Origin of the sequence: Kribbella yunnanensis (assembly GCF_039529655.1) — a bacterium.
Taxonomy (GTDB): domain Bacteria; phylum Actinomycetota; class Actinomycetes; order Propionibacteriales; family Kribbellaceae; genus Kribbella; species Kribbella yunnanensis.
The window spans coordinates 568,665-583,059 of the sequence record NZ_BAAANF010000017.1 but is presented as its reverse complement, the minus strand read 5'-3'; the positions used below and the strand labels follow the sequence as shown (position 1 = coordinate 583,059).

General features: G+C 67.1%; 6 protein-coding genes. 3 read left to right on the top strand and 3 right to left on the bottom strand.

Annotated elements, in window-relative coordinates:
- Positions 1-3 precede the first annotated feature (3 nt).
- On the bottom strand, positions 4-300 hold the full coding sequence (locus tag ABD231_RS26070) for a hypothetical protein (protein ID WP_344157290.1): 297 nt from the start codon (positions 298-300) through the stop codon (positions 4-6).
- Between the two features lie 28 nt (positions 301-328).
- Positions 329-6,646 carry an RHS repeat-associated core domain-containing protein gene (locus ABD231_RS26065; RefSeq protein WP_344157287.1) on the bottom strand — a complete coding sequence of 2,106 codons (6,318 nt, stop codon included), beginning with the start codon at positions 6,644-6,646 and terminating at the stop codon, positions 329-331.
- Between the two features lie 231 nt (positions 6,647-6,877).
- Here ABD231_RS26065 and ABD231_RS26060 point away from each other — a divergent pair, with 231 nt between their 5' ends.
- The 3 genes from ABD231_RS26060 to ABD231_RS26050 all read left to right on the top strand — a co-directional run bounded on the left by ABD231_RS26060 (position 6,878) and on the right by ABD231_RS26050 (position 13,128).
- On the top strand, positions 6,878-10,909 hold the full coding sequence (locus tag ABD231_RS26060; RefSeq protein WP_344157284.1) for an RICIN domain-containing protein: 4,032 nt from the start codon (positions 6,878-6,880) through the stop codon (positions 10,907-10,909).
- Positions 10,910-10,929: 20 nt separating this feature from the next.
- Positions 10,930-11,478, top strand: a complete 549-nt coding sequence (locus tag ABD231_RS26055; protein ID WP_344157281.1) for a hypothetical protein — start codon at positions 10,930-10,932, stop codon at positions 11,476-11,478.
- 951 nt (positions 11,479-12,429) lie between these two features.
- Complete coding sequence (locus tag ABD231_RS26050) at positions 12,430-13,128, top strand: hypothetical protein (protein WP_344157278.1); 699 nt, start codon at positions 12,430-12,432, stop codon at positions 13,126-13,128.
- A gap of 384 nt (positions 13,129-13,512) precedes the next feature.
- Here ABD231_RS26050 and ABD231_RS26045 read toward each other — a convergent pair.
- Positions 13,513-14,395, bottom strand: an 883-nt coding sequence (locus tag ABD231_RS26045) for a hypothetical protein (protein ID WP_344157275.1), incomplete at its 5' end; no start/stop codon positions are given.

Here is a 14,395-nt window from a genome sequence, read left to right as displayed (position 1 = left end):
GTGTCAGCCGAGTAGCCAGTCGAAGACGCCGGCACCGCCGAGGCGGGAGACGGCCACCTCGGCGGTAGTGCGGTTGAGGTCGGCGACGACGATGACGTTGGGCTCGTAGAAGAGGCCGTCGTTCTCGGTTTCGCCGGCGGCGTCCTGGGCGAGCCGGACCGGGTCGTAGACGATCACCGGGAACGTCCGGTCACCGTAGGCCAGGTGACCACCCATGAGCAGGCCGCGGTTCTCCACCTCGAACCAGTCGTAGTCGCCGAAACCGTCCGGGGCGACGAGCCGCCAGCCTGCCTGGGTCATTACTTCTCCTTCGATGGATGAACGACAGCTAGAAGAACTTGACCTTGTCCAGCAGACCCAGGAACTTCTCCGGGGTCATCGGTGCCCTGGGCATGATCTCGAAGTGCCCGGGGGTGTTGCCGGTCCGCCAGACCATCAGCTCGTCACTGATCGTCGCACGGTCGACCTGGAGAATGGGTTTGAAGGCCTCCGGGATGCTGCTGGGGCTCCGGAAGACGGACATGCCGTGGGTCGGTTTCACCAGCCCGGTAGTGGCGTCCACCTTGTAGTCGACATTGGGTCGCATGACCCGCGGGTTGCCGTTGCTGGTGCCCCGGTACAGCGGAGCGTCGGTGGTGTCTTCGTACTTCATCCGGCTCGGCCGCTCCGCCGCCTCGGGCTTCGGCTTGTTGCCGTTCCCCCGCGGGGGCTTGCCCGGCCCGTCCGACTTCCCCTTGCCGCCCCTATTGGTGCCCTGATTACCCTTGTTGCCCTGGTTTCCACGGTTCTGCTGGCCCCGGCTGTTGCCTCTGCTGTGGCTGTTGCTGTTGTTGTTGCGTTGGGCCTTGTGGTTGTTTCTCGGTTTCTTCTTGTCCGCAATGTGTTTGATGATCGTGTGGTAGATCACCACGGTCTTCGCGACGAGGCGCATCACGAGCACCTGGATCAGCCGCCACATGGTGACGATCACGGTGGTGACCACCTTGACCAGCTTGACGGTCGTGTGCCAGGCCCATTTGAGAACATCCCAGATGTTCTCGACCTTCTCCTCCCAGCTGATCGTCGTGACCGGCTGCTGGTAGGACTGCAGCATCGCCACCAGCACCAGGACGACGAGCAGCACCACGAGGATCACCGGGATCGTGATCACGATGACGAAGTTGCCGTCGGAGTCGTTGTAGCTGACCGGGTTCTGGTTCGCGTAGGCGTAGCCGTTCATCTGCCGGGGATCGCTCATGTCGATCAACGCGTCGACCGATATGAACCGTCCGGTGCTCTTGTCGTACTCCCGAGCCCCCAGGTGCACGAGTCCGGTGTCCGGATCGCTGGTCCCGCCGTGGAAGTCGCGCTGCCCCGGCCAGTTCGCCGGCGCCGTGCCGCGGGTCTCGCCGTACGGCAGCACCCGGCGCTTCTGCACGACCTGCGAGACCGAGTCGATCGCTGTCAGCGGCGTCCCCTGCAGGTCGCCGAGCAGCCAGCTCAGCTTGCTGTCCGAGGTCCGTACGGCGACCACCCGGTCCCCGAAGCCGTAGTACCGGGTACCGGTCACGTTCTGACCGGCCTTGTCCAGGTGCAGCTCCGTCTCACCGACGTACAGCGTGGTTCCGGACGAGTCCCGGCGGATCAGCCGGCCACCGTCCGCGTCGTACACCGCACTGGTCGAGGCGGTGCCCTTCGTGGTTGCGGCGAGCTTGTTCTCCGCGTCCCATTCGAGGACCTCGTCCGTACCGTTCGCGGTCCGGCGGGTGGTGTTGCCGACCTCGTCGTACCCGAAGGTCTTCGTCTTCGTCCCGGCCGGACCGGTGCTGGTGACACTGGTCAGCGCATGCGGTTTCGCGCTGCCGTACTCGTAGGTGCTCGTCGTCGTGCCGACAGGTGTGGTCGTCTTCTCCGACTTGCGGTTGCCCGACTTGTCGAACGTCCACTCCTGCGCGTACGGCGCCGGTCCGCCGAGGTCCTGGGCGGCCGTACAGTCGCCGCCGGTGTTGTCCGCACCCGGCTTGGGGGTCCAGGCCTTGGTCAGCCGGCTCAGGTAGTCGTAGTCGAAGCACTGGGTGTCGGTGGCCTCGTTCGACTCCGCCGGGGCGATGTCGGTGATCTTCTTGATGTTGCCGCCCGGGTCGTACTCGTAGCGGGTGTCGGAGACCCGCTTGGGCGACAGCTCCTTGTCGACCACGACCCGGCTCACCCGGCGGGTGATCTGGTCGTACTCGAACTTCTGCTGCACGAACGGACCGGACGCCGTGCCCAGCGTCAGGATGTCGGCGTCTTCGAACGGCGTGTACGCCAACTGCCGGACGTAGGTGTCCTGACCCGCCAGTGACGTCGGCAGGCCCTGGCTGTTGTACCCGAGCGTCAGCGTCTCCGCGCTGAGCCCACCGGCGGCCGGGAGCGACCGCGTGGCGATCTTGTCGTCGTCGTTGTAGGTCTGGCCGACCGTGTAGCTACCGGCCAGCTTCCCTTCCGACGCGGGCAGCGTCAGGGTGGTCCCGCTCGCCCGCCCGGAGGCGTCGTACCCGGTGATCGCGGTCGTGTAGGCCTCGGTCTTGCCGTCCTTGGTGACGTACCGGGTCGAGGACGCCGGCCGTCCGACGGCGACCGAGTCGTACTTCCACTCGCTCTGCATCGGCCCGTCGGGGGCGTTCAGGCGGGTAGCGGTCCGCCGGCCGTTGTCGTCGTAGTTCGTGTACAGCTTGACGCCGCGGGCGTCGGTGGTCGCCACCAGTTGGTTGGCGGCGTCGTACTCGAACTTGGTGATGCCCTTGTCCGGGTCGTTCTCCTCGATCTTGCGGCCCTGGACGTCGTACTTGTAGCTCCAGACATTGCCGCCCGGGTCGGTGACGCTCTTCAGACTGCCGGTCGGGTAATAGGTGTACTTCGTGCTGTCGTAGTCCCCTGTCGCGCTGTCGCCCTTGTACTGGCGAAGCTCGACCAGGCGGCCGTCGGCATCCATGATCCGCGTCGTCGGGGTCTGCCCGGTCGGCGGATCGATCGTCTGCCGGCCGGTCCTGATGTCGTGCTCGACCGACCACTTCTGCACGCCCATCGACCGGAAGGTCTGGCTCTTCGGCAGCTCGGCCTCGTCGTAGACCGTCACCTCCTGCTTGGGCAGGGTGGCCTCGTCGACGATCTTCAGCTCACCCTCGGCCAAGGTGGCGGTGTAGTACGGACCGTTGACCTTGGTCTCGAGACCCCGCGAGTCGTACCGGTTGTCGGTCACCAGCCAGCCACCACGCGGCGTCTGCTCGTGCGTCTGCCGGACCCGGCCCAGACCGTCGTACAGGTCGTAGCTGATGTCGTAGACGCCGTTCTGCACCCGGCGCTTCGTGGTCACCGTGGACGGTCCGTCGTCCCGCAGCTTGTACTCGAACTCCAGGTCGGCCGGACCGGTGACCGGGTGCCCGGAGTTCCAGGTCTTGCTGACCCGGCCGATCGCGTCGAGCTGCCGGACGCCCCGGCGGCCGTCGGCCATCTGTACCGCGGTCTCGGCACCGAAGGCCGGCTCCAGCTCGGTCACCACCTGCTCGCCGTTCGGGGCGATGTCGGTGAGCTTGGTGATCGGTCCGTACGCCGGGCTGTACGTCCGGCGGGTCGGCCGGTTCAGCGCGTCCACGGTCTCGGTCTGACGACCCTGGGTGTCGTACTTGGCCGTGTAGACCAGCTCGTACTTCGGCTGCCCGGCGGTGTCGAACCCGGAGAGCCGCTCGGCCCGGGTGACCCGGCCCCTGGTCGGTACGGCGGTCACCGAGGTGGCGTCGTCGTAGAACAGCCGCTCGTCGGTCAGCACGTCGGCGTTGGTGAACGGCTGGTCGCAGCGCTTCGCGGTCTGCTGCAGGCGGGCCGGCAGCTCGCGCAGGTTCTTCGCCGGGTTCTCCACGTAGGTGTAGCGCGTGCAACTGTCGTCGGTGGAGTCGGCGAGATCGCCGGCCTCGTCCTTGCTGATCAGCCGGCCACCCGTGTCGTAGTTGTTCTGGGTGTCGATCTTCAGCGTGCCGGTGTCGGTCGGCTGGTACTGCGTGAGCTGCTTCTGACCGGAGTACCGCGAGGTCAGCGTTCCCCACGGCCGCGTCATGGTCGCGGTCGGCGCGGAGAGGTAGTAGTCGGCGATGCTCTTGTTCAGTACGGCGGCGCCCCGGTAACTGATCTGTTCGCGGGCCTGACCGGCGTTCTCGTTGATGTCGTCGACCGCGGTACCGGTGGAGTCGGTGACCTTGACGTCCTTGGTCCCACCGGCCGCCGTCCGGTCACCGTCGAGGCCGCGGAAGTACAGCGTCTCGCTGACCGACTGCGGCTCGTCCGCACGCCCTTTGATCACCTTGACGCGACCGAAACCGCGCCACTGCGACCAGGTGGACTCCTTCAGATCCGTCCCGGCGTCCTGCTCCTCGAAACGCCAGGCCGGCTTGTCGAGGTACTGCACGGTGGTCACGACCGGCACCGGCGCCTGCCACGGGTCGTTGGCCGCGACCGTGCGATCGGTCTCCTGCACGGACGTGACGACGTACTTGTGGAACCAGTCCGTGCGGTCGGGTGAGGTGTCCAGCAGCGACCACTTCTGCGGACGGCAGCGCCGGTCGTTGTTGTCCGGGGCCGGCAGACCTGTCGGCTGACAGTCGATGCCGCTGTAGTTCACTGCGACGTCGCCACCGGTCCCACCGTGAACGGCGTTGATCCGGAACCACTCCAGCGGCGGAACCGTGTCGCTGCCGGTGTCGACCCGGTTGGCGAGCGGGATGCCGTCGAAGCTGGTCGTGGGCATCTGGACCGGCGTACCGACTAGTCCGGTCGGGGTGATCTCCTTCAGCCACAGGGACGGACTGCTGTTGTCACCGCGCAGGTACTCCTGTCGCAGGGACCACGACTGCACGTCCTCGTGCTTGCTCGTCGCGGCCCGCCACACCTGGGTCGTCACCTTGTCCAGCCGCAGCTGGGTCCAGAACGTCGCCGTGTAATGGTTCTCGCAGTTCGTGGTGCTCGCGCAGGTCAGGTCCCATGGCGTGTCCGGGTACGTCGTCTTCTGCGTCGGACCGCACGGCAACGGCGTACAGCGCTCCGCCGTGGTGAACAGGACCTGAGCGACCGGCTTCTGGGTGAAGACCTGGCCGTCGGTCTGGCCGTACTCGATCCGCTTGATGTTGCCGGCCCGCACATAGGTGCTGACCGAGGCCTTGGTCAGGTTGCGGGCGTAGCGGTCCGTCTCGATGTCGTAGAACAGGCTCATCGTGTTGCCGTTGGGGTCGACGACGTAGTCGAGGTTCCACTCGTAGGCCTGCTGACACCACGAGTCGGCGAACGCGGTCTTGTTGCACTGCTCACCGCTGTTGTTGCCGTAGACGGGCACGGTGAAGGCCGACTTGGTCTCCTCCTTGCCGGTCGCCCAGCCGGGCAGGCGGTTCAGGCCGAAGTAGTACTTCGTCCCGTTCGACGAGGTCATCCGCCAGTACTCACCCTTGTCGGCGGCGGCGACACCCTCGTCGCCGTTGGTCGCGCCGCTGAGCCGCTCGATGATCGCGCCGTCGTCGCCGCGCATCCGCCAGACCTCGCCACTGGCGTCCTTCTTGGCCAGCACCAGGTCGCCGGACTTGCCGTTGACGGAGATGTTCATGCTGTCGCCGGCGAAGCAGAGGTCACCGGTCTTGCGGGTGCCGTTGTTGCCGTTCAGGTCCTTCCCGCAGCTCTTGTACCGGCGCTCGATCGAGCCGCCGCCGCTGACCGTGAACCCTTGACCGATCTGCGTGGTCTGGTTGTTCGTCGCGGACGACAGTCCGTCGAGTGCGCCGGACGAGTAGTTCAGGCCGATCGACGGCTCCGGGCCGCCGGTCGCCGGCGGCGTGTCGAGCGGCATCTGCCACTCGAAGTCACCGGAGGAACCGCCGATGCTCCAGGTCGCGCTGCCGTCGCCGGAGCCCGACTTCTTGTAGTCGCCGGCGCCGCTGGAGTCGCCGGCCGCGACCATCAGGGTCTGCGGCTGGGCACCGACCGGTACGTCGGCGATCGCGTCGCCGTTGCCGTTGTTCCGGGTCGGCAGTACGACGGTCTTGCCGTCCTGCTGGGTGGTGAAGCGCAACCGGGTGGCCCAGTCGCCGCCGTACGTGTCGCGGAATTCTCGGTAGTCGACGCCGACGGTGACCTGGCCGGACTTCGCCGTACCGTCGGCGCGGGTGACCTTCAGCTCGAGTGCGTCACCGCGCCGGCCGACCAGGTCGACCTTGACCTTGGCGGGGGCGGTGGTCGCGCCCTTGGCGAGGACCTCGCGCGCGGTTGCGGCGGTCGGTGCGACCCAGACGGGCAGCTGACCGGCCTTGGCGCGCTGGTTGACGCGGCCGCCGTTGAGGGCGAGCTGCCAGGTGCCGTTCGCAGCCGGCGCCGGTACGGCGACCTCGGCGGAACCGGCGGTCGGCCACTTGGTCGCGGTCGTGCCGTGGAACTCACGCGCGGCGGTCTTGGCCGCCGGACGGGGATCGGCCTTGGCAGTCCGGCCGTCGATGGACTTGTACTCGGTGGACTTGAACGCGGGATCGGGCCGGGTCGCGGCCGCCGCGGTCAGACCTTGCTGCTGAGTGGACAGGATCAGCGTGATCGCGAGTCCGGCGGCGATCGCCGTACTGGCGGCTTTGAGTCTCGAGCGGAACCGTCGAGAGGGCATGGGCGGGCCTCCTGGGTAGACGCCCACACCTTGCCGCCTGCGCACGCACGGTCACCAGGTAAGAAGTGGACAACTTCCGGAACTGGCCAGTACCTAACGCGCCAGAGCCGTCGCGCGTAAACGAGGAACATGACAGGGTCGTCCTCGTCCGGCGGAGAACTCTGATGTGAGGGTGGTGGGGGGATGCGTCGGCGACGCCTGCCCGTAAAGAACGCTGTCTTGGGTGCTGTCTTGATTGCAATCGGTGCCGTTCTGGTGTCCGGCCCGGCAAGTCCGGCTCAGCCGGCGCAGGCTGCCGAGGCGCCCGCGATGATGGCTCCGGAGTTGGCTTCCCCCGACGCGCGGGCGATGGCCACGGCGTTGCGGACCGGGCAACCGGTCGAGTTGACCGACCAGCGCACCGAGACCGGTCAGGTGTTTGCGAACCCTGACGGCACCAAGACCATGGAGCAGCACAGCCAGCCGGTCCGGGTCCGCAAGGGCCGCGACTGGGTCGCGCCCGACCCGTCGTTGCGGCTCGAGGCCGACGGGCTGATCCGGCCGGTCGCGACCATCTCGCCACTCGTCCTGTCCGGCGGTGGCGACCAGAACCTGGTGTCGATCGGCAAGCCCGGTTCACAGATCCGGCTGGGCTGGCCGGCCACCCTTCCGAAGCCCGTGCTGAGTGGGAACATCGCGACGTACCCATCGGTGATGCCCGGTGTGGACCTGCAGATCACCGCCGAGGTCGACCGGTTCTCGCAGCTGCTCGTGGTGCACAACCGGGAGGCCGCTGCCAATCCTGCCCTTGCCACGTTGAGTTTTCCGATCAGTGCTGATGGTCTGACGCTGCGGGTGAACCCCGACGGCTCGACCTCCGGGACCGACAGGGACGGCAAGCTCGTCTACACCGCCGATCGACCGACCATGTGGGACGCGTCGAGCGTCGAGAAGCCGCGGTTCGCGAAGCTCGGCATCAAGCATGTCGGTGGGCGCTTCGTCATCACGCCGGACCGGAAGCTGCTCACCGACCCGGCCGCGAAGTACCCGCTGTCCATCGACCCGTCGATCTCCGGTACGTCGGTCAACTGGCTGCACATCAACAAGGAGTCCAGCCAGGCCGACGGCTGGACGTACGACCGGAGTAGCAGCGCCAGCGATCCCCTTCGGGCGAAGGTCGGACCGCGGTACGGCGAGCCGGCCAACGTCTACCGGTCGATGTTCCTGATGCGGACCGTGAGCGGCGCCCAGGCGATCGCCGGCAGCACGATCCTGAGCGCACAGTTCCGGATCACGCTGGACTGGAGTTCGTCGGGTACGGCCAAGCCCGTCCAGCTGTGGAGCCTGACCGACCTGGACACCGCGAACAAGAACATCAACTGGGGCACCACGACCCCGTCGTACTGGAAGACCTTGCTGGACACCCGCAGCGGTGCGGCGTGGCCGGAGGAGAAGTCCCTCCCGATGGAGTTCGGCGAACCCGATGTCTCCACCCCGCTGCGGACTCTGGTGCAGAACGTGGCCAACGCGCGAAAGCCGACTCTGTCGCTCGGACTGCGGTCGCCGAACGAGGGCACCACCACGGAAGCGCAGTACCACTGGAAGAAGTTCATCCCCAGCTCAGCAGCACTAGCGGTGACGTACAACACCGCGCCGAAGATGCCGAAGGGTCTCAGCCTGACCCGACCGCGCCCGTGCGGTACGGCGGCAGCCCCGACGCCAGTGTTGACCGCGCAGCCGCAGTGGGCCTCGGTCGCGGACGACCCGGACCTCGGTGACAACGTCACAACCACCTTGCAGATCAAGGATCCGGCCGGTGCGGTCGTGCACGAGAGTGCCGTTGGACCGACCGTCAGCGGTGCCGCTTTCGCGTGGCCGGAAACCCCGGTGGGCAAGCTGACCAACGGTGTCGTCTACAGCTACACCGCCTTCACGAAGGACGCCGCGAACGCGACCAGCCCGAGTACGCCGGCCTGCTACTTCGTGATCGATACGGTGGCACCCGCCGTACCGGTAATCGAGTCGACCGACTTCCCGGATGCCGGCGATCCGGTGACCGAGGCGCGCAAGGTCGGGAAGGTGACCTTCAAGCCGGGCGGTAGCGAGACCGACGTCGACGAGTACGTGTACGGGTTCCAGGCCGATGCGATGGTCAGCCGGGTGAAGGCGGTTGCGGACGGATCCGCGACGATCCCGATTACTGTGCATCCTGATCCGGTGACCGGCGTACCGAGCGCGCGGCTGTATGTGCGGGCGGTGGACCGGGCTGGCAACAGCAGCGGTTCGCGGCAGGCGTGGGAGTTGACGGCGAAGTCGCCGACCGGACCGGCTCCTTCGGTGCGCGGTGACAGCAATGGCGATGGCCGGGCTGATGTCACTGCAGTGCTGGACCATGGGTTCGGACGGACCGGGATTTGGAACGTCGTTTCTGCCGGATCTACGTTCTATGCCGGTCAGATGGCGTGGGACACCGGCGAGGGCACGGGATTCTCGCTGGCGAAGGTCAAGCCGGTGCAGGGTGACTTCGACGGTGATGGCCGGACCGATATGGCGGTGTTCCGTTCGGGTGCCGGTGGGCGGATGTGGCTGTACAAGCTGCCGTCGGATGGGAACGAGTACCAGAATCCGCCTGCGGTGTGGACCACCGAGACGGCCGGGTGGCAGCTCAACACGGCACGCGTGGTGGCGGGCGATGTGGACGGCGATGGGAAGGACGACATCGTCGTACAGAACGCCGGTACGGGCGACAACTGGCAGGCACAGATCTTCCGGGCCGCCGACAACTTCGCCGTACCGGTGAACTGGGTCGCGGCAACGGCCGGCAACACCTGGTCGCGCAGTGCGCCGCTCATCGTCGACATTGACAAGGACGGCAAGTCCGACCTGCTCAGCGTCCGCAACCTGACCGACTGCCGAACCGCGGTCGACCTCTACCGATCCACCGGTACGGCGTTCGCCGCGGCGACCACGATCTACGACTCCGGCGTGGACGGGTTCTGCTGGGACAAGAGCCGGTTCACCGTCGCGGACCCGGATGGCAACGGCCGCGACGACGTGGTCGCGTTGACCGAGAACACCTCGACCGACGGCACCGTGGTCGTCTTCGCTTCCAACGGAACGAGCCTGACGAAGTCGGACTGGCGCCGGGTGACGGGGTTGGAGCTGGCGAAGATGACGAATGTCAGCGGTGACTATGACGGCGACAAGCTCGAGGACATCGGGCTGCTGTATGCGGCGGCCGACGGTGATCGCGAGGTGTACACGCTGCACTCCACCGGGACGTCGTTCAACGACAAGGTGAAGACGTGGTCGGGCGAGGTCGGTGCGGTGACCGGGCCGAAGTTCGACATCGAGCACCGGCAGTACGAACTGGTCAACAAGAACAGTGGCAAGTGCTTGAACGTCAAGGGCAGCGCGGTGACCGACAACGCGCAGTTCATCCAGTTCGGCTGCGTCGGGACTGCGCTGAACGAGCGCTTCCGGTTGATGCCGATCGCGGGGACCGACCAGTACAGCATTCGCCCGGTGCACACGGCGGTCGACACCGGCCCGGTCAAGTGCCTGAGCGCTGCGGCCGGCAGCTCGCAGGACGACACGAACGCCGTACAGTCCACTTGTGGCGGCGGTCTCGGCGAGCCGCGCGCGTGGGAGCAGGTGACCTTCGACTACGTCGACGGCAGCGCCTACGAAACCGTCGTCCACCTGCGATTCGCGCACAGCAACAAGTGCCTCGACGTCGCCGGAGCCTCCTTGGACGACAGCGCGTTGATCCAGCAGCAGGAGTGCGGTCAGTCCACGAGTGAGCAGTGGATCCTGCGTCCCGCCTTCAACGCAACGCAGTTGGGCGGCACCGGCACGACCCGCTACCGGATCGACACTCCGGTCAGCACGACGACGGTCCTCGAAGTACCGAAGTGCGTGACCGCCGCCAGCACTCAGATCAAGATGGGCACCTGGTCCAGCGCCAGCCTCTGCCAGAAGTGGACGTTGAAGAGTCTCGGCGACGACATGTACAAGATCGTCGACGGCAACTCCAAGACCCCGCTCGACATCAAGGGCTGCTCGAAGTTGCCCAGAGCAACCATGATCATCTTCCCCGACAACACCTCCGAGTGCCAGAAGTGGCGGATCGAACCCACCCCCGGCGGCACCTACAGCGTCATCGCCGTCAGCTCCGGCCTCTCCCTCGACATCGCCAACGGCAGCTCCGCCGCCGGCGCCGAGGTGATCAGCTGGTTCTACCACGGCGGCAAGGGCCAACGCTGGGCCTTCAAGCCGCAGTAACTCTTCGGTACGGTCGGGCGGTGAGATTCTTCAGCCGCCCGACCGACCCGACCGAGGCCACCCTCCGCCGCCTCTCAAAACGCCTCCGCTGGTTCCGGCCTTCACTCGCCGACGCCCCCTCCGCGAGCGAGCAGCTAACCCACCTGGCCCAACACCGCCTCTGCCCAGCCATCGACGCCGGCGACCCCGCTCCCCTCATCACCGCACTAGCCGTCATCGAAGAGGCCCTCACCCCATTGGCGGATGACGACCTAGACGACGCGCTCACCCACCTCGTCGAGCTGATCAGCAACTGGACCTCCTGGCCCGAAACCCCGCCCGCGATCCTGGACGCCCTCGAGTCCTCCCTCGGCCCGGAAACCCGCGACCGCTGGAACCGCATCCGCCGCCAGGCCACCCTCGTAGCCGGCTGGCTCGACACCCCCAACCCCGGCGCCGACCACCGAGCCGTCCAGAACGCCGACCTCCGCTTCCTCATCCGCTCCAGCCACCAGTACCTGGACGAAACCGTCACCATCAGCACCGCCGACCGCCTCCGCCACGAACTAGCCACCGGCCAAGGCATGTAGCACCTCTGTGGAAACTACTGGTCTCTCTGCGACTGCGAACTACCACAGAGGTGGGCTATGGCGCGCTCGGATGCGGCCGGTTGCTTTGGTGCCGGGTCCTCGCCGCCGCGGCCGGCTTACAGAGGAGGTGTGGCTGGGCCGGGCGGGTGGCTAAGCGGGATGGCGAGGCCGCGACCGAGGTGTACGCCGCCTGTGGCTAACGGGCTTCGGTTGCGGTTGAAGAAGGGGTTGCCGTCCAGCTGACCGTCGCGAGTGGTTGGCGACACGGGGACGTCGGGTGGTTGGTCGGCGCCGGGAATGCGGTCGTCACCGGTCCCACCTGAACCGGTTTGGGGCGGACGACGGCCAGTACCGAGTCGGTTTGGGGTGGATTCCGGACGTATTTGGGCGTGGATCCTCCCCGGACCGCCGCGGGATCCTCCCCAAACCCACACTCCGCCTCCCGAGGCGAAATCGGCTCCCGGCGAGGATTCCCGGAAGATCACTGCCGCTCCGTGGCAGTAACACTCCGATGATCGACCAAACCCAACTCCCACCACCTGTCCCAGCACCCAAGCCAACAACCACACGCAACGCGCACCCCGATCGCGGCTTGGCCATCCCTCTCTCGCAGCAACCCAAGCCCGTCAGCCACATGCGATGTGCACCCGATCGCGGCCTCGCCATCCCCCTCAGCCACCGCCGAGCTCAGCCACACCTCCTCTGTAAGCCGGCCGCAGCGGCGAGCATCCGGCACCCACGACACCGGCCGCATACCAGCGCACCCCAGCCACCAACCCACGTCACCGCACCGCCCACGCCGAACCATGTGAGGGCATCCACGGATGCGGCTGCGCCGGAGGCGCCGAAGGAAGAGTCGCCGCCGGAGGTGGTGCCCTTTTGTACGTCGGAGGGTGTCGTCGCCGGAGGTGGTGTGCTTTGACTCCGCTTGTGCGGGGATAGCGTGCGGGGATGGAGATCTTCTTGGTGGGTGGCGGGCGCGAGGCTCGGGTGGCGCATGAGGGGTTCGTGGGGGCTTGTGGTGGTGGGCGGATTGTGGCTTATGCGCTTGATGATGCTGACCTGGATGTCGGTCGGTGGGAATCGACGTTGAAGGAGGCGGGGGCGGCGGAGGTGACCGTCGTACCGGTGTCGGCCGCGCGGCCGCCTAGTGCGGACGACCTGGTCGGCGCCGCGGGGGTGTACGTGGCCGGCGGGCTGACGCCGGCTTATCGCGACGTGATGGTTGACGGTGGCACGGAGTGGTTGGACGCAGCCCGTACGGCGGGATTGGTGTACGGCGGGTTCTCGGCCGGTGCCGCGATTGCGGCGGAGCGGGCTGTTGTCGGGGGTTGGCGGACCGAGTTCCAGGGGCGCACCGTGGATGTCTGCGATTCCGAACTCGGTGAAGACCTGGAACCGTTGACAGTCCTGCCCGGGCTCGGTCTGGTCCCGTTCCTGGTGGACGTTCATGCTGCCCAATGGGGCACGCTTTACCGTCTGACTCACGCCGTCCTCGCCACCGGAATCGAAGGCTGGGCGATCGACGAGAACACCGTCCTCGCCATCGGCACCAACGGCACCCCAACCGTGCAAGGCACCGGCGCCGCCACCCACGTACAACCAACCGGCCCAACATCAACCACGATCACCGTCGTCACCCCCTCCTGACCCAGGCACCACCAACACCAAATGCGCCGAGCCGGACCTGCATCACCCACTCGCAGCAACCCCACGCGACGCGCACCCTGATCGCAACCTGGCCATCTCCTCTGTCGCCGCAACCCAAGCCCGTCAGCCACAAGCAACGTGCACCCGGTCGCCGACCTCGCCATCCCCTCAGCCACCCATCCAGGCCAACCACACCTCCTCTGTAAGCCGGCCGCAGCGGCGAGCGCCCGCACCAACACCACCGGCCGCATACCAGCGAACCCCAGCCACCAACCCGACGTACCGAAGTTGACGAAACCGCCGAGGGCGGAACCGCCGGGGAGGCTGCGCCGGAGGCGCCAAAGGTCTGTCGCCGCCGGAGGCGGTGTCCTTGTGGTCCGGCGGTTAGGCGCCGGTTGTGGCGATGATGGCGTTGGCTTGGGTGGTTAGGGATTGGATGGTGGGGGTTAGGGCGTCTAGTTGGGGTTTCACGTGGCGGATTGTGGTTGCTTGGAGGGATAGGGCTCGGGTTAGTTGGTAGCGGGGCCAGCCGGCTGTGGTGGTGCAGTCGTGCCAGGCGGCGGCTAGGGCGGACTCTTGGGTGGTTGGGATGTAGGGGCGGGCTGGTTTGGCGGGGCGGACCTGGAGGACGCCGCGTTTGTCCCAGCCTTGTGAGGGCTCGGAGCCTGCGGATCCGAAGGGCACTCCGAAGGTGCGGACGTCGGCGGTCTTGCTCGTGAAGCCTTTGCGCTGCAGACAAGAGAGGACCGGTACGGCGAACCGGGCCGGCATCTTGTCGGCGTACACGGGCCGCAGTGCCATCCGCAGTTGGTTCCCGAGGTCGTAGTACCGAGCCTGCACATCGGCAGCGTTCGGACCAAGGCGATCGTTCGCCGAGGCCATGCAGCGGTCCATCGCATCCGAGAACTTCTGACTAGTACTGCGAACCGCCGGCGGCTCAGCCGTCACGTCTCGGCCGAACCCGCGCCGACGCGCGTCCTCAACGCTCGTTGCGCCGAAGGCAGCCGCGGTGAGCTTGAGGTCGTCGAAGGCGCCCGAAGCGGGTCGACCGCCGACCTCCTGGAGTTCGGGGAAACCAGCCGCAGCCATGCAGCGGTCGCGTTCGACCAGTACGGCGGCTGTGATCACGTCGAGCAGGTCGCCGCGGAAGGCGTCGTACGGCTGGCTCGGGGCTTGTGCCTGGGCAGGTGGCGTCGGTACGACGATGGCCGCCGGCGGGGCCGGGGTTCCGCAGGCGGACAGAAGGAGTAGGGGCAGGATCCAGAGC

Excerpts from the sequence above, each read along its gene's own strand:
- ABD231_RS26065 (WP_344157287.1), bottom strand. The coding sequence starts at position 6,646 with ATGCCCTCTCGACGGTTCCGCTCGAGACTCAAAGCCGCCAGTACGGCG.
- ABD231_RS26050 (WP_344157278.1), top strand. The coding sequence starts at position 12,430 with ATGGAGATCTTCTTGGTGGGTGGCGGGCGCGAGGCTCGGGTGGCGCAT.
- ABD231_RS26070 (WP_344157290.1), bottom strand. The coding sequence starts at position 300 with ATGACCCAGGCAGGCTGGCGGCTCGTCGCCCCGGACGGTTTCGGCGAC.